Genomic DNA, 17,332 nt, shown 5'->3' on the forward strand with positions numbered 1-17,332 from the left:
TGCCGGATTCCTTATTGTCCGCCATGATTCGCTTCGATTTGATTTTCAATTGTTTCTGCTGCCTGATCCAAAGCTTCCTTCGGTGTTGCTTTTCCGGTGGCGATGGTTTGCAGCGCTGCATCAGCAGGAGACCAGACTTCATTCATCTCAGGTACGTTGGGTGTCAATTCCGAATGCAGACTTTGCTGTGCGACTGCTTGGGCTGCAGGATCATCCGCCAAGGCATCCCCTTCAGCCAAAGATTTAACGGCCGGTACTTCTTTAGTTGTTTGGTAACGACGAAGCGAATTTTCTTCATTTGTGATGAACTCGATGAACAACTCCGCCAATTCGGAATTTTTTGAATAACTGCTCACGTTGTAACTCTTCACGCCTACAAATGCACTCATCGGGTTTCCGTTCGGCAATTCGGGCAATGGCAGGATGCCGTAGTCAATGCCGGCACTGGAGAATGGCTCCAAATTCCATGGCCCTGAAATCACAGCTGCCGCTTTCCCTTCACTGAACAAGGAATCCAACACATTGATGGCTTGCTCTCCGATCATACCGGATGGGAATAGCCCTTCTTCATACCATTTTTGGATGTAGGCTGCCGCTTCGATTGCACCATCGGTATTCAAACCGATATCGGTTGTATCATATTTACCGTCTGCATCCTTTGCAAAAATATAGCCGTCATAACCGCCGATTACGCTTTGCGCATAATAAATCTGATCCCATAATGCCAACAAACCGTATTGTCCATCCTTTGTCGCTGTTTTTGAAAGCTCATACCAGCCTTCGACAGTCGTCGGCACTTCTGCTTCAGAAACAAGCTCTTTGTTGTAATACAGGATGGTCGTTTCGACGACTTTCGGTAATCCGTAAAGTTTTCCGTCCACCATCTGCGATTCCAAAGCTACATCCGTATACACATCCAGAATATCTTCTTCCACTGTCATCTCTTTAAGCAAGCCTTCAACTACGGCAGTGCCGACTTGGTCCCCCGGGATCGTGAATACATCGGGTCCCGTTCCGGCCGGTCCATCCAACCGCAGATCTTCCAGTTGACCACCATATGCTTTTTCAGTGACTTCCACAGTAACGCCATATTCACTTTCGAACTCGGCAATGGCCTCCTCGATACCCACGGATTTGTCGATATCTTCCCACACGACCAAGGTTTGACCTTCAAAGCCGCCATCTTGGCTAGTGACCGATTCGGTTGCGACACTGGAGTCCGAACTACTGTCGGCTGGGCCGCAGGCTGCCAACGATAATAAAACTACACTGCTGAGTGATAACAATAAGGCTTTCTTCTTCATATCCGAAACACTCCTTCATTAAATGTAATCGCTTTACTAAAAATATAATACCAAACTGGATAAATAAAGTAAACAAATTTTCACTGATTATTTGGTAAAACATTTTACTGGTTTATGCAAAAAGAAAAGCACTTCCTCCCATCTGTTCAGATGATCAAAAATGCCTTTAGCTTTCAGGACTATGTACTTTTCCTTTCGATGAGAAAAGCATTCAACAGGACTTTTTTTGTGATGCCTCTTTTGTCTATCAGCTGCTCCAACAGTAACGAGACTGCAGTCTGGCACAGCTCCTTCATATCGATGGCATACGTGCTCAACGGCGGAGAAACATAATTTGCAACTGAGATATTATTGATGCTCAGGACACTGACATCCTGCGGAATGCGGACATGATGCTCATTCAGAGCCTGCAGCACACCCACGGCAATGGGATCCGAAGCGGCAAAGATGGCACTGGGCAGTTTTTCGCCAGACTTCAAAGCTGCATCCATCAACTGATACCCGGTTTCCAGCGAGAACCCCCGACGGATATAGATATGCTCTTCTTCCAGCATGTCGGTATGCTGCATCTCATCACGGAATGACCGTTCCCGGATATCCATTTCGTCCAAATGCGTATCGGGATTCACATAAGTACCGCCAACAAAACCGATTTCCTTATGCCCTTTTTCTTGGAAAAAACGGACCGCTTTCCGGGTGATATAATCCAAGTCCGGACGAACGGCATCATAAATGTCCGAATACGGCGAACTGTCCAAGAACACTCCGTTTTTTGTCAGCGTTTCAAGATAAGCAATCTCCTCGCTGCTGAATGAGCCCACAGCGATAAAACCATTGATGTCTTGCGGGATCGCATCCATGCCTTGGGCTTTTTTGTATACCGTCAATGACACATTTTGTTTATCGGCTTGCCGGATCAGTTCTGTACGCATGGTCTTAAAATAGACATCCTGCAATTCTTCCATATCGGAAACCCAGTACAACAGCGCAACATTTTTGACAAGTGGCCGAGAAACTTTTTTACGGTATTCCAAATCTGAAGCTACTTCATATATCCGATCACGTGTCTCCTCTGGAACAGACAAAGTCGGATCATTATTCAACACACGCGAAACAGTTGTAATCGAAAAACCTGTCCTTTTAGCGATATCCCTTAACGTTGACATATATACACCTCTTTTTCAGTAAAAACTTTCACCTTCATCATACCCGTAATATTTGGGCTCGTCAAACACAAATAGAAACACAGGGGCGCAAATCCTAGCTGGATTCAAGTCCCTGTGTTTTCCCATTCAGTCAAAGCTATATCTCTTCAATCCCGCAGATCCAAATCTCCGAATGGCGTATCAACTTTATCTGTCTTCGGTTTCAACTCAACCACAAGAACGCCGGTCAGGATCAACGCCGCTCCGATAAGCATCCGCAGCGTGATCGCTTCTTTCAGGAAAAGCGCGGAAGCGACCATTCCGAAGACGGCCTCCAGCGACAGAATAATGGCTGTTTCGGTTTCTTTGGTGAATTGCTGCGAGGCTGTTTGGATCAGAAAGCCCAGCATCGTGCTGATGGTTCCCAAGTAAATGATGGAAAAGTAGCCTTCTCCGGCTGCCGGCAGCACGAATTCTCCCCTTGCGAGCGATACGATCAATCCTAAGGCAGTGGCGGTGCCCATCTGAATGGTGGTCAACGCGTAGATATTTTCACCCAGCACGAACCGATTAGTGAAGATGATCTGCAGGGCGAACAACAAGGCGCAAACCAACGTCAGCATATCCCCGTAGTTCACGTTGTGGAAATCGGTCAGCGAAATGACGGCAATGCCGCTGATCGACAAAAGCGCGCCGATGATGGCCGGGACCGTCACTTTCCTTCTGAAAAAGAGTGCGCCTATGAACGGCACCAGCACGACGTTGAACGCGGTAAGGAAGGCGTTCTTCGAGGGCGTCGTATAGACCAAACCCACCGTCTGAAACAGGAACGCCAAGTAAAGGATGCTTCCGAGACCGATGCCTTTCAGATAAGTCTTTTTGGTCGCATGCTTCAGTTGGCCGAAAAAGATGGCAGCCATCAGCACAAACGCCAACAAAAAGCGCATGGTCAGTATTTGGTATGGGGAAAAATACTCCAACGATATGGCGCTCACGACGAATCCCGAACCCCATATCATCGTCACAAAAACAAGTCCGATCTGTCCCTTTCTTCTGTCTGTCATATCACTTCCCCTTTCTGTTGCTAACAACACTTGCCCGCTTCATCGCTGCCGATGAACAATCCGGGCGTACTTATCCACTTTACCCAATATTCTGATTGTCTGCAAGCAGATTTATGCAAAATAATAATACTGTTTTCTTTTCATTCAGTCTGTGCACTGAGGCGCGTCATCATCCGATCAACAAAAAAGCTTCCCGAAGAGATGCCATGCATCATTCGGGAAGCTTTTCCTGTTTCGTTATTTTGCCAATACCGCTTCGATTTCATCCAGTTCTTCATTGCTGAAGTCAAGATTATCCAGCGCTTTGACGTTGTCGTCGATTTGGCTGACTCGGCTGGCGCCGATCAGCACACTCGTGACTTTGCCGTCGCGAAGAATCCAAGCAACGGCCATCTCGGCCAATGTCTGTCCGCGTCGTTGTGCGATTTCGTTCAGCGCGCGCGATTTCTCGATCGTTTCCTGCACGCGCTCCGCGTTCAGGAACGGCGAAGACGGTCTGCCGGCACGCGAATCTTCCGGAATGCCATGCAGATAGCGGTCGGTCAGCATGCCTTGCGCCAACGGACTGAAGGCGATGGTGCCCAATTTGTTGTCCGCCAGAACGTCCTGCAAGCCATCCTCGATCCAGCGGTTGTACATATTGTAGGCCGGCTGGTGGATGATGAACGGCGTCTTCAAGTCTTTGAAGATGGCGGCTATTTCAGCCGTCTGCTCCGCAGAATAGTTGGAGATGCCGATATACAGGGCTTTGCCTTGGCGGACCATCAGATCCAAGGCTTGCGCCGTCTCTTCGAACGGTGTTTCCGGATCCGGACGGTGCGAATAGAAAATATCCACATAATCAAGCCCCATCCGCTTCAGGCTCTGATCCAGGCTCGCCGTCAGATATTTCTTCGAACCCCATTCCCCGTAAGGCCCTGGCCACATATCGTAGCCGGCCTTGCTGGAAATGATCAGCTCATCCCGGTATGGCAGGAAGTCCTTCTTCAGAATCTTGCCGAATGTTTCTTCCGCGCTGCCTGGAGGCGGACCGTAGTTGTTCGCCAGATCGAAATGGGTGATCCCCAAGTCGAAGGCGCGCTGGACCATTTTGCGCGAATTATCGAACAGATCCACCTCGCCGAAGTTGTGCCAAAGCCCCAGGGAAATGGCAGGCAGTTTCAGACCGCTGTTGCCCACGCGGTTATAGATCATTTTGTCGTATCTGTTTTGTGCCGGTTGATACATGTCATCACCTCAACAAGTTAATATATTCATTATAGCGTTTTCATTATTGCATGGCAAAGCATTTACAAAAAATAAACGGACAACGAAAACTGCCCGGCAGTATCGTTGTCCGTTCGGATCAGCCCAATAAACCGTCTCGGCTGATGTTGACAAAAGACATCTCGACCATATCATAGCGGTGATGCACGATCGAATATTCCAAAGGAGTGCCCCGTTCCAGGAACATGACTTTGCTGACTTCCAGCACCGGGTCCTCATTGGAACAGTGCAGATATTGCTTGTCGTTCTCATCCGGCTTGACCGCGCGGACCGTCTGGCGGTTGTCGCCGAAGACGATGCCCAAATCGCTTTGCAGATAATCGTACAGCGAGCGGTTCAGGATTTCCTTCGTGATGTTCGGCGCCAGCGCGATCGGGATGATCGTATGCTCCAAAGAATACGGTTTTTCGTCCAGGATCCGCAGGCGTTTGATGTCATAGACGGGCTCTTCCTTCGTGATGCTCAGTTGGTTGCATTCTTCTTCATCCGGGAAGCGGACGTTGAAGTCGAGCACTTCTGTCTTCAGTTCCAATCTTTCGCCGGCAGCGGCGGTCAAACCGACGTTCTGGCCGATCTGGATGCTCCGCTCGGCCAGGTTGACGGCATTCTTCTTCACATAGGTCCCCGATCCCTGGATCGTGTACACCATGCCGGCGACACTCAGCATATCGAGCGCTTTTTTTATGGTCACGCGGCTGGTCCCGAATTCCTTCGCCAAGGATTCCTGATCGGGAATCTTATCTTCAGTGTGATAGGTCCCGTTTTTGATGCGTTTTCTGATTTCGTTTGCGACTTCTTTGTATTTTGCCATATCCTTCACCACTTATCTACGTGATTTGGAAATTTGTATTTACAAATCTCTGTTTGTTCATTATAACATAGACAACCGGCCGGTAGGCAATAGGCAAAACAAGCCTCACTTGTATTCGTGCTCAGCCACTTCCAGCTGTCCGCTTTGGATCAGATCCCGGTACCAGTAGGCCGATTGTTTCAAGGAGCGCTTCCGGTCGTCCTCCAGATCGATCCGCACGAGTCCGTAGCGGTTCTTGAAGGCATTCATCGGCGAAACGCAATCGGTGAACGCCCAGAGCATGTAGCCGCTGCAGTTCGCGCCTTCATGGACGGCATCCAGCAAGGAACTCAAGTGCTCGGTGATGTAGGCGATGCGGTAATCATCCTGGATGGTGCCTTCGCTGTCGGCAAAACGCTCCTCTTTTTCGATGCCCATGCCGCTTTCCGCAATGAACCACGGGATATTGCCGTATTCGGATTTCAGGCGCATGGCCATATCGTACATGATCTGCGGGTAGATTTCCCAGCCGCGCGAGGTGTTCATCCTCCTGCCCGGCAAAGCAAAATCCTCATAGTAGTATTCCGGATGGAACGGCGTCTCCTTGTTCCATTCGTAACGCGGGGCGCGGACCCGTTTCGGGAAGTAGAGGTTGATGCCGAGATAATCGACCGTGTTCGCTTTGATGATGAGCAGCTCTTCCTGCGTATATGCAACCGCAACGCCATGCTTTTCAAGCAAGCTGAACAGTTCTTCGGGATACGCCCCCTTCACCAATGGGTCCAAAAAGATCCGGTTATACAGCAGATCGTACATCCGCGCGGCTTTTTGGTCAGCCGGAGACGAGGAGCGCGCATAGGTCACCTCGGGATTCAGGATGGCGCCGATCCGGCCGCTGTAGCCTTTTTCGTGGAAAATCTGGACTGCCCGGGCCGTAGCGATCACCTTGTTGAAGTTCCATTGCATCCACTTTGAAGTGTTCTGCTCGTGCGGATAGCGGATGGCATCGAGGTAGACGCGCGTCTGGATGACGACCGGTTCGTTGAAAGTGAACCAGTGCTTGACGCGGTCGGCATAGCGCTCGAAGGCCAGTTCGGCGTATTTCGCGTAGAGTTCGACGACATGCTTCGAGCTCCAGCCTTCGTATTTCTCCATCAAATAGGCCGGGACTTCGTAGTGCTCGAGGCACAGCATCGGCTCGACGCCGGCTTCGATCAAGGCATCCACGACATCACTGATGTGCTGCGCATAATCTTCATCGACCACCGCATTTTCGTAGTCCGTGAAGAAGCGCGCCCAGTTGATCGACGTCCGGTAATGCGTCAGTCCGATTTCCTTCATTTTGTCGATATCCTCTTGGTAGCGTTCATAGAATTCGGTTGCTCCGGCAGGACCGTAGCCTTCATGCCACACGAAGGGCTCCTCCTTGTACCACATGTCCAGATAGGAATCCTGCCCCTCTTTTTTGCCTTTCCAGCCTTCCGTCTGCCAGGCGGATGAGGACGCGCCAAGCATGAATCCTTCAGGTATTTTTCTAATCATTCTCATTCCCCTTTCAGTTCTAATCATTCATTATTCAACAGCAGTTGCCGTTTCTGTTTTTCTTTCTGTTTCTGCCTCTGTGTCCACCGCAAGCGCACGGTTGCTGGCCTTCACGAACGGCAGATAGATCAGCGCGGAAACGACGATGCAGATCAGTTGCGTTGCGACCGCACCAAGACTTCCGGCTGTCGCCAAGTACCCGCTGATCAACGGCGGTGTTGTCCATGGAACCATCACGACCGCTTTGCCGGCAAATCCGATCGCTGTCGCGAAGTAGCCGATCGTGCCCGTGACCAGGGGCGTCAAGATGAACGGGATCGCCATGATCGGGTTCAGCATGATCGGCATGCCGAAGATGAGCGGCTCGTTGATGTTGAAAATGCCAGGTCCTACGGAAAGTTTGCCGATTTCCTTGAAGTCGGCGCGTTTCGAAACGAGGAAGACGGCGATCAGCAGACCAATCGTGACGCCGGATCCGCCCATGCTCATGTACATGTCCCAGAACGGCATATTGATGATGTGCGGCACTTCCTTGCCGGCTTCAAAAGCGGCAGTGTTTTCAGCGATGGCAGCCAACAAAATCGGCTCGCGGATCGGTTTGATCATCTGGTTGCCGTGGATTCCGATCACCCAGAAAATCTGCGAGACGAACATCAGAAGCAGGATGCCCGGCAAGCCTTGTACGACTTTCGCAAGCGGCGCTTGGATGGTCGTGTAGATGATGTCGTACAAAGTCAATCCGGTGATCATGAAGATCAGATGCGCGCCGGCCGCAATGATGGAGACCGTCAGGATGGTCGGGATCAAGGCGGAGAAACCGCGGGAAACGTTCGTAGGCACGGTATCGGGCATCGAAATCTTCAGTTTTTCCTGTTTGCTCAACCACGTATAAAGTTCAACGGATACGATGGCGATGAACATGCCCAGGAACAAGCCGCGCGACCCTGTATAATTGCTGGAAAGGACATTCGTCACCGGAACCGGCGTTTCCTCAAACAAAACTTCGATCGCTGTCGGGATCGTCGCAATGTAGCTGATGACCGCCAACAGACCGGCAAAATGGTCGGATACTTTGTTCAGTTTGGCGACTTCGATCCCGATCAGGAAGACGGCACCGATCGTCATCAGATTCATGGTGGCATAGTTGATCGCCTGCGTAATCGGTTTCATTTGTTCCAAAAAGCGTAAAGCCTCAAACTGGGCAAGTCCGTTGATCGGATCGAACACCATATTCGAAAATAACGTGGCAAAGGCACCTGTGATGATGACCGGCAATAACATTGAAAAGGCATTTTTGATTGCGATGATGTATTTTAAATCATTGATCTTATAGGCAATCATATTCAATCGTTCAATCCACTTCGCGTTCTCCATTCTTTTTCCTCCTAAACTGTTTGTCATTCTGTTCGTTAACCGAGTTGCCTCCTCCAACTCTCTTTTTCACATTGTAACCCCTTTCTCAATTGTTGTAAATACCTATTTTATATTTGTGTTTACAAATTTAATTTTTGATGGATCCATTTCTAGCGGACGGGCACCAAAACCGCGCTGCTCCGGTGAACAGGGCTTCGCCGGAGTTCGGCTTGCGTTTGGTATGCGTGCTCCGATGAGGCCTGCTTCCCCGGAGCTGCGGCCGATTATTACCGGTGTCCACCGGTGAGCCGTAGCCTCACCGGAGTTCAGGAACCGGCATGGGCTGGGCAAAAAAAATAGGGAGGCCTCAAATGAGACATCCCTGGCTACCGTGTATCGATCATTCATGCAGTTCCAGCGGCAAGCCGTCCGGATCTTTGAAAAAAGTGAATTTCTTGTTCGTGTAGTCGTCCAAGCGGATCGGTTCGGTCTCCACTCCTTTGCGGTTCAATTCAGCGACAGTCGCCTCGACATCCTCCACATAGAAGCAGAGATGGCGCAGCCCGACCGATTCCGGACCGCTCTTGCGCTGAGGCGGATTCGGAAAAGAGAACAGTTCGATTTCGCTCTCCCCCAGTTTGAGATCGAGTTTGTAGGAATCCCTCTCGGCCCGGTAGTTTTCGCGGATGATCGGCAATTCCAGCACCTCGGTGTAGAAAGCTTTGGAAACTTCGTAGTCGGAGGCGATGATCGCCACGTGGTGAATTTTTTCAAATTTCATGGTAACATTCCTTTCGGTTTCGGCTTTCTTCCATTCTATCATTGTGCACCCTTCCGCACACGTTAATCGCGCGAGCATCGCAACGATTTCTGTTTCTATTCCAGCTGTACTTTTGATATAATGAGGATATCTTCAGAAAGTTATAATCGATTTGTTGAACTGATTGTTTCGTCGTCAGGAAGAAAGGAAGGTACATCCTATGATTATTACAACAACCGCCCATATCGAGGGAAAAAGAGTTACGGCTTATCAAGGCATCGTTTTCGGGGAAGTCATCACAGGCATCAATGTATTCAAGGATTTAGGAGCCGGCATCCGCAATCTCGTCGGCGGCCGTTCAAAAAGCTATGAGGATGAACTGGCTGTCGCGCGCGAAAATGCCTTGGCAGAAATGGAAGATCGCGCATCCGCAAAAGGCGCAAATGCCATCATCGGCATGAAAATGGATTATGAAGTACTGGGCGCCGACAACGGCATGCTGATGGTCACCTGCAGCGGCACCGCCGTGAAATTGATGGATGAATCGGATTATTTAGGCTAAAATGATTGAAAAAACGGGGCTGCCTCATTGCGGGGCTGCCCCGGTTCGCTGTTTACCGGTAACATCCTGTGCAACGACATTTCGTTGCAGTAGTGGGGAGATGGCGGCTGTTGTCTTCTCCGGTGAACGCAGGCTCGCCGGAGTTCGGCCCACATTCTGCTTGCTCACCTCCTGTGAGCACCGCTTCCCCGGAGGTGGGCAACTTTTTTGGCGCTTTGCTCCGGCGAGCAACTCCTCATCGGAGTTGTGCACATATTCCGGCCCGCTCCTCCGGCGACCGGAAGGCGCGCACCACGACAAAGAAAAGCTGCCCCGTTCACAAAAGAGGCAGCTTTTCTGTTCAGTATGCCTTCTTCCGCACCGGCTTTTTCTTGCTCGGAGCGAACGGTTTGAAGGAAACGGCATAATTGCCGGCTTCGTCTTTCCCCAGCAGCAGGGCCGTCGAAAAGCTTTTGCCGTCCTTTTTCTTGAAGCCCGACAACCGCTTCGTTTCCTTGCGGGCCAACAGCTCTTTGGCTTCCTCGGGGGACAGGTAACGGCGGGCGATGTAGCGGGAAATCCGGAACGGACAGGCGTCGCCGTAGTCCTGGCATTGGAGGTAACTGCCCTTGATGATCGCTTCCTTCCCGCAGACCGGGCAAACGCCGACGACCGCACCATCGCTGGCCGCATCGATGCGCTCCGCGATCCCTTCGGACTGCAGCATCTCGTTCTTCGTGCCGAGGATTTCCGTGACGAAGTGTTTGATGTTCTCCAGGAAATAACCCTGGTCGCCCTCGCCTTTGTGGATTTTCGCCAAATATTTTTCCCACTCGGCCGTGAAGGCGACATCGCTCATTTTGTTGCCGGCCACGGCTTCACAAAGCAGCGTGCCCTTTTCGGTGATCGCCAGCTGATTCTTCGAGGCCGTGATGTAGCCCCTGTCCTTCAGGTTTTCGATGACGCCGGCGCGGGTCGCTTCCGTTCCGATGCCGTGCGTTTCCTTCAGGATCGCCTTGTCCTCGGCATCATCCAGCTCTTTGCCAGCGTTCTTCATGGCGGCGATCAGTGTGCCTTCTGTGTAGGGCTTCGGCGGGGTGGTCTTTTTCTCCTTCGTCGCCAGGACGGCCGTTCCGGTTTCGCCTACCGTGACCATCGGCAGGATTTTGTCCTCCGGTTCGCCTTTTTTCTTGGCATTGCCTTCCAGCTTCTTCCAGCCCAGATTCTTGATGATCTTGCCGGATGCCACGAAGTCCAGTCCGCCGATATCCGTTGTGATGGTCGGTTCATCGTAAATGAAGTCCTCCTCGAACATCGCCATTGTCCGGCGCAGGACGAGGTCATAGATTTTCTGCTGGTTCGCATTCAGTTTCGTGAGCCGCGCCTGATCGGGCACTTTTTTCGTCGGGATGATGGCGTAATGCTCCTGCACTTTAACATCATCAACGTATTTTTTGCGCGGAATCAGATTCGGCTTGCCGATGGTATGGCTCAGAATCCCCAAATAGCCGGCAAGATTGGCCTTCAGATAGGCGAATTCATTTTTGGTGATGAACGTCGAATCGGTCCGCGGATAGGAGAGCAGCTTTGCCTCATACAGCGACTGCACGGTAGCCAACGTGTCTTTTGCACCCATCTTGAATCTGGCATTGGCTGCCCGTTGGAGATCGCTCAGCGAATACAGGCGCGGCGCCAGTTCCCGTTTGTTTTCATTGGCTTCATAACGCTTGATGGTGGCGGGCATCTCCGCCGCCAGTTGATTACCCGTAATGAACGCCTTCATCGCCTGTTTCGATTCGAATTCGTGCTGATACTTGGCTTCGAAGGTTCCGTTCGTGACCGTGATCCGGGCCAGGCACTCGTAATGCGTCTCTTCCTTGAAGGCCGCGATCTCCTTCATGCGTTTGTAGATCATGAAGAGCGTCGGCGTCTGCACGCGGCCGACCGAAAAGGCGCCTTCCTTGATCCCGGCTTTCTGCAGCGCGATCGTGTACAGCCGGCTCAGATTCATGCCCACCAGCCAATCGGCGATTTCCCGGCTTTGGGCCTCGATGTAGGACGGATAGGTGTCCTTTCCGTCCAGCAATTCGGTGAACCCGCGGCGGATTTCGTTGGTTTCCAGACTGTTGATCCAGAGCCGCTTCATTTCCTTCTTTTCCGCGCCGGCGTGCCGGATGATCGAGCGGGCGATGTTTTCCCCTTCGCGGTCAGAGTCGGTGGCGATGATGATGCGGTCGGCTTCCTTGAGCTGCTGCTTGATGTTCGCCATCTGCTTGCCTTTGCCGTACTGGATCTTGTATTTGTAGCTTTCCGGGAAAATCGGCAAGTGCTCCAGGCTCCATTTTTTCCATTTCGGATCGTATTCTTCCGGCTGCAGCAAGCCCAACAGATGGCCGGAAGCGTGGACGATGACCGTTTCGCCGTCGAACAGGCTGTCCTGGATCACGTAATTGCCGGCAACCGTCGCCTTCTTTTGGAAAGAGCTCGCGTAGGCGGCCGCCTGCGAAGCCTTTTCGGCCAAAATGACTGTTTTCATCTCAAACTTCCTCCTTGACAGGATTGCCGTCTTCTCTTGTTGCGGCAATCGATACCCTACGATTATAACATACGCACACCTCCGGAAACCGATCGAAAAAAGGACTGCGGGCGGCAATAAAAAATGCCTCCGCAATCCTTTTTCGTAACGTTCGCTAGTCGTCGAGCTTGAGTTTCTGCAGCGCCTCGAACAAGGCGTTGTTGACCGGCGCTTCATCCTGATTCTGTTTCTTCAGATATTTTTGGACGTCCTGCTTAGCGGCTTTGCCGCCGGAGCCTTTTTTGCGGCGTTCATTGAAGGCCGACAGTTTTTCGCGGTAGCCGCATTTGCAGGTGAAGATCTGGCCGTCTCCTTCGCCGTGCAGTTCCATCTTCTTCATGCACTGCGGGCAGCGGGCATTGGTGACGCGCGCCACATTCTTGCGGTAGCCGCATTCGCGGTCCTGGCACACGAGCATCTTGCCTTTTTTGCCGTTCACTTCCAGCATCTGTTTGCCGCATTCCGGGCAGGTTTTTGTCGAGATGTTCTCGTGCCTGAACTTGCCGTCGCTCGTCTTGATCTCCGAGACGATCGCTTGCGTATAGGCCTTCATTTCTTTGATGAATGCGTCCTTCTTCAGCTTGCCGGCAGCGATCTGTTCGAGCTTCTGCTCCCATTCGCCCGTCAAAGCCGGGGATTTCAGCTCTTCCGGAACCAGCTCCAGCAATTGCTTGCCTTTGGAGGTGACATGGATTTCCTGCCCGCGTCTTTCGATCAGGAATGAGTTGAACAGCTTCTCGATGATGTCGGCGCGCGTAGCCACGGTACCCAATCCGCCCGTTTCCTTCAACGTCTGCGCCAAGGCTTTATCGGTCGTTTCCATGTATTTGGCCGGATTTTCCATCGCCGTCAACAAGGTCGCTTCGTTGAAGTAGGCAGGCGGTTTCGTCTGTCCGGAAGTCTCGCTCACGTAACGGATCGCCAGTACATCGCCGGTTTCGATTTTCGGCAGCGCCTGTTCCTCCAGACCGTCCTCCATTTCCTCATCATCCGCGGTGCGGTTGCTGTAGACTTCTTTCCAGCCGGCAGCAGTGACTGTCTTCCCGCGGGCCACGAAGCGCTCGCCGCCGATATCCGCGCGCAGAGTCAGCTGCTCGTATTCATGGGCCGGGTACAGCACAGCCAAGAAGCGCTTCACAACCAAGTCGTAGATTTTGAGTTCCTGCGCCGACAGTTTTCCGATCTGGACAAACTCTTCGGTCGGGATGATCGCGTGGTGATCGGAGACTTTGCTGTCATCGACGAAGGCTTTGTTCGCCTTGATCGGACTCGCCAAGACTTTGTTGACGAGCGGGCGGTATTCCTTGATGGCGCAGGCCTTCAGCCGGTCCGGCAAGGTGGCCACGATGTCGTTCGACAAGAAGCGCGAATCCGTGCGCGGATAGGTCAACAGCTTGTGCTGCTCGTAGAGTTTCTGCATGAGGTTCAGCGTCTCTTTGGCGGAATAGCCGTAGAGTTTGTTGGCGTCGCGCTGCAGTTCGGTCAGGTCGTAAAGTCCGGGCGCATAGGCTTTTTTCGGTTTGCGGTCGACCGCCACAACCGTCGCTTGCTGCTTATCCAACTTTTTGACGATGGCTGTCACTTTGTCGCGGTCGAAGCTCTTCGTGTCGTTCGTTTTGGCGTCCTGCCAAATCAGCTTCAATTTCGTATCGGTCTGGGCTTCGATGCCGTAAAACGTCTTCGGCTGGAACTTTTTGATTTCCTCTTCGCGTCTGGCGATGATGGCGACGACCGGCGTCTGGACGCGGCCGCAGTTCAACTGGGCGTTGAATTTGGTCGTCAGCGCGCGGGTCGCATTCAGACCGATGTACCAATCCGCTTCCGAACGGGCCACAGCCGACTGATACAAATTTTCGTACGCTTTCCCAGGCTTCAGGTTCTTGAAGCCGTCTTTGATGGCTTTGTCCGTCACGGACGAAATCCAGAGCCGTTTGACCGGTTTGTTGACTTTCGCCTTCTCGATGATCCAGCGGGCGACCAGTTCCCCCTCGCGGCCGGCATCGGTTGCGATGATGATGTCGGAGACGTCATTGCGCACCAGTTGCGATTTGACGGCGTTGAACTGTTTGCCTGACTGCTTGATGACCGTCAGCTTCAGGTTTTCCGGCAGCATCGGCAGATCCGCCAAGTTCCAGTTTTTGTATTTCACATCGTAGGCTTCCGGATCGGCCAGCGTCACCAGATGGCCCAATGCCCAAGTGACGATATAGTCTTTCCCTTCCAAGTATCCCTGGCCCTTTTTCTCGCACTGCAGTACGCGGGCGATGTCGCGCGCCACCGATGGTTTTTCAGCTATTACTACACTCTTACCCATAATTTATGTTTGCTCCCTTATCTCTCGTTTCGTCAGGTCCTACTATATCACAATCACAGAATTTTTAAAGGGAGCTTAGCTTTGATACTGAGAGGGCCGCAAAAAAAAGAAGGAACAGATCCGCTCAGGAATCCTGCCCTTCTTGTATTTTTCTGAAGCCGTCCCCCTTTCGATCACCGGATTGTGGGATCCGCTGCGATCAAACGCCTTCCGGAACCCATTTCCCCATCAGACTGCGGTAATCGAGGGTTTCCCCGTCAACCACAAACGTGCCGTCGCCATTGGCATGGAAGGTCCGGCGTTCTTTTCGGTCGTTGTCGCACCACACCCGTTCGGCCTGCAAAACGACTATCCCATGGGGCTCGACATAATCGATGACTTTGCACTCCAGGCAGGCAAGGCATTCGGCGATCAATGGGGCCGCAACACCTTTTGCCGGCAATGGCGTCAAGCCAAATTCCTTGAATTTGTCCACTGTCGTCCCCGAACAGGTGCCGATTCCGATCACTTTTTCGGCTAGGTCAACCGTCGGAACGGCCAGGACACATTCCTTCGTTTTCATGAAGGTCGTGAACGAGTGGTTCCACGGCCCCGTCGAAAGTGCGATCCGTGGTGTGAAATCCATCACCATATGCCACGAAAGGGTCATGATGTTATTTTTGCCTTCATCGTTTGTCGTGAGCAACAAAACCGGCCCAGGCTCTATGAACGTGAATGCTTTCTCGATAGGCAATTCCACCAATGTCATAATCGATTCCCCCTATATTCTGCGGTAGCGTTTCAAACCTACGATGTTCAGAATCGTAAAAATACCGATGAACACAACAATGGCCGCCAAATCATTCCTGATATCCCCGAACCCTGTCCCTTTGATCATGACGCTCTGCAGCGCATTCCCGATGTAATAGAGCGGCATGAATTTAGCCAACACCTGCAGCCATTCCGCCAATATGCCGATCTCGATGAGCCCTGAAAAGAAAATTTGCGGAATGATCACGACCGGAATGAATTGCACCATCTGAAATTCCGAGGCGGCGAACGTCGACAGCAGCACACCGAAAGACAGTGCCAACAGCGCCGTCAGGAAGGTGATCAGCATCACCAACCCTAGGCTTCCGGCTACCGTGACATGCAAAACCCGGACAACAAACTCGACCAACAGCAAGGTTTGGATAAAGGCAAAAAATCCGTACCCCAAAAGGTATCCAGCAATGATTTCACCCCTTCGGACCGGCGCCGCCAACAGCTTATCCAGCGTTCCGGTTGTCCGTTCCCGCAGAAGGGCCATCCCCGAAATCAGGAAGACCAAGAAAAAGATGAAATAGCCAAGCAAGATCGGGCTGATGGTCGAGAAATAATCGGAATCCGCTTCGCCATACAGGTACTGTTCCGTGACAGCCGTCTGTTGCGGAACAGCTTGAGCCAGGCTCGGATTGGCTGCTGCCGCCTGTTGGGCGAGCGACGCGAAGGCGCCCAATTGCCGTTTTACCAGCGCTCCTTGGAGTTTTGCCCTGACGGCCGCGCTCTTGGCAGGCGCACTGTTCTCATAGGTAATCTCGATGGAGCCGTCCGCTTTTTGTGCGATGAAAGCCACCAATTGATTGTTTTCGATGTTTTCCTCCACCTGCTCTCCGCTCGGAAAGACGGCGGCCTCCAAATGATTGGCTTCCAGATTTTCGACTATTTCCGGATCCAGGTTATAGACCCCCACCTTGTAGGCCGAGTCCGAACCCGAAGAAGTGAACAGAAAATACATCAAGGTGAATATCATCAAAGGCGCGAACCACATCAAGGCCAGTGTCCGCTTATCCCGGAACATCTGGATGAAAATCCGTTTGGCGATGGCAAGTGCGATCATTCTTCCTCACCCCCCGCTGCCAAAAAAACTTCCTCAATGCTGTGCACGTCAAATTGCGCCATCATTTCGGCAGCGGTCCCCAAAGCGATCAAGCGCCCATGGTTCAGCAAGACCAGCTTGTCGCAGCGGCTGGCTTCGTCCATGGCATGGGTTGTGACCACAATCGTTTTACCTTGGTCCCGGATTTCATTCAGCTCATGCCAGATGCCTTGCCGCAAGATCGGATCGACGCCGACAGTCGGTTCATCCAAAATGAGTATGTCCGGATTGTGCAGCAGCGCGATCGCCAAAGACAGGCGCCGCTTCATCCCTCCGGAATAGCCTGACACGCGTTTGGATAAATCTTTCGTCAGATTCGTCACTTGAGCGACATAATCCAGCCTTTTCTGCAGCACATCTTTTTTCAAGCCATACAAATTCCCGAAGAAAGCCAAGTTCTCTTTGCCCGTCAATTCTTCGTACAAGGCATCCGCTTGGGCCATATACCCCACTTTGGCCAATACTGAAAAATTGGGCATCAGCTTATCACAGATTTTTGTCTGGCCCGTATCCAGGCTCTCCATCCCCAGCATCAACTTGATCAAGGTTGTCTTCCCTGTCCCTGAAGGTCCGATGATGCCGACAATTTCGCCCGGCTCGATCGTAAAATGAATATCTTCCAAAACCCGCTGCTGCTTGAACTTTTTTGAAACGTGCTGGACCTCAATCGCATGCATAGGCAAATCCCGCTTTCTCCGAATCTGTTTTTTTGGTTGGCTTTGAACGCTCAGGCCAATGCTCGTCACCCAACGCCGGGCGTCCTGAATGGGAGGGTGTCTAT

The 17,332-nt window shown here is 51.9% G+C and carries 14 protein-coding genes; 1 reads left to right on the plus strand and 13 read right to left on the minus strand.

Going from position 1 to position 17,332, the window contains the following annotated elements:
• Positions 1-11 precede the first annotated feature (11 nt).
• The 8 genes from ganS to gloA2 form a co-directional block, all read right to left on the minus strand.
• Positions 12-1,304, minus strand: a complete 1,293-nt coding sequence (gene ganS / locus BMX58_RS03035; protein WP_068621825.1) for a galactooligosaccharide ABC transporter substrate-binding protein GanS — start codon at positions 1,302-1,304, stop codon at positions 12-14.
• A 179-nt stretch (positions 1,305-1,483) separates the two neighbouring features.
• Positions 1,484-2,470 (minus strand): LacI family DNA-binding transcriptional regulator, encoded by a 987-nt coding sequence (locus BMX58_RS03040; protein WP_068621824.1) that lies wholly within the window; start codon positions 2,468-2,470, stop codon positions 1,484-1,486.
• A gap of 146 nt (positions 2,471-2,616) precedes the next feature.
• Positions 2,617-3,513 carry a DMT family transporter gene (locus BMX58_RS03045; protein WP_068621823.1) on the minus strand — a complete coding sequence of 299 codons (897 nt, stop codon included), beginning with the start codon at positions 3,511-3,513 and terminating at the stop codon, positions 2,617-2,619.
• Positions 3,514-3,750: 237 nt separating this feature from the next.
• On the minus strand, positions 3,751-4,740 hold the full coding sequence (gene mgrA, locus BMX58_RS03050) for an L-glyceraldehyde 3-phosphate reductase (RefSeq protein ID WP_068621822.1): 990 nt from the start codon (positions 4,738-4,740) through the stop codon (positions 3,751-3,753).
• Positions 4,741-4,858: 118 nt separating this feature from the next.
• Positions 4,859-5,590, minus strand: coding sequence for a GntR family transcriptional regulator (locus BMX58_RS03055; RefSeq protein WP_068621821.1), 732 nt, complete (start codon positions 5,588-5,590; stop codon positions 4,859-4,861).
• Positions 5,591-5,695: 105 nt separating this feature from the next.
• Positions 5,696-7,111, minus strand: coding sequence for a glycoside hydrolase family 1 protein (locus BMX58_RS03060; RefSeq protein WP_068621820.1), 1,416 nt, complete (start codon positions 7,109-7,111; stop codon positions 5,696-5,698).
• Positions 7,112-7,141: 30 nt separating this feature from the next.
• Positions 7,142-8,485 carry a PTS sugar transporter subunit IIC gene (locus BMX58_RS03065; RefSeq protein ID WP_084253805.1) on the minus strand — a complete coding sequence of 448 codons (1,344 nt, stop codon included), beginning with the start codon at positions 8,483-8,485 and terminating at the stop codon, positions 7,142-7,144.
• Between the two features lie 379 nt (positions 8,486-8,864).
• Positions 8,865-9,245 (minus strand): SMU1112c/YaeR family gloxylase I-like metalloprotein, encoded by a 381-nt coding sequence (gloA2, locus tag BMX58_RS03070; protein WP_068621926.1) that lies wholly within the window; start codon positions 9,243-9,245, stop codon positions 8,865-8,867.
• A gap of 199 nt (positions 9,246-9,444) precedes the next feature.
• On the opposite strand from gloA2, the gene BMX58_RS03075 reads away from it, so the two are divergent.
• Positions 9,445-9,786, plus strand: coding sequence for a heavy metal-binding domain-containing protein (locus tag BMX58_RS03075; RefSeq protein ID WP_068621819.1), 342 nt, complete (start codon positions 9,445-9,447; stop codon positions 9,784-9,786).
• 340 nt (positions 9,787-10,126) lie between these two features.
• On the opposite strand, the gene BMX58_RS03080 is transcribed toward BMX58_RS03075, so the two are convergent.
• The 5 genes from BMX58_RS03080 to BMX58_RS03100 form a co-directional block, all read right to left on the minus strand.
• Positions 10,127-12,301 (minus strand): type IA DNA topoisomerase, encoded by a 2,175-nt coding sequence (locus BMX58_RS03080; protein WP_068621818.1) that lies wholly within the window; start codon positions 12,299-12,301, stop codon positions 10,127-10,129.
• 154 nt (positions 12,302-12,455) lie between these two features.
• On the minus strand, positions 12,456-14,654 hold the full coding sequence (locus BMX58_RS03085; protein WP_068621815.1) for a DNA topoisomerase III: 2,199 nt from the start codon (positions 14,652-14,654) through the stop codon (positions 12,456-12,458).
• Between the two features lie 199 nt (positions 14,655-14,853).
• Positions 14,854-15,402, minus strand: a complete 549-nt coding sequence (locus tag BMX58_RS03090; protein ID WP_068621814.1) for a flavin reductase family protein — start codon at positions 15,400-15,402, stop codon at positions 14,854-14,856.
• Between the two features lie 12 nt (positions 15,403-15,414).
• Positions 15,415-16,512, minus strand: coding sequence for an ABC transporter permease (locus tag BMX58_RS03095; protein ID WP_068621812.1), 1,098 nt, complete (start codon positions 16,510-16,512; stop codon positions 15,415-15,417).
• Positions 16,509-17,228, minus strand: a complete 720-nt coding sequence (locus BMX58_RS03100) for an ABC transporter ATP-binding protein (RefSeq protein ID WP_068621810.1) — start codon at positions 17,226-17,228, stop codon at positions 16,509-16,511. Before BMX58_RS03100 ends, BMX58_RS03095 begins: the two co-directional genes overlap by 4 nt.
• Between the last annotated feature and the right edge of the window lie 104 nt (positions 17,229-17,332).

Source organism: Trichococcus ilyis (assembly GCF_900109135.1).
GTDB classification, from domain to species: domain Bacteria; phylum Bacillota; class Bacilli; order Lactobacillales; family Aerococcaceae; genus Trichococcus; species Trichococcus ilyis.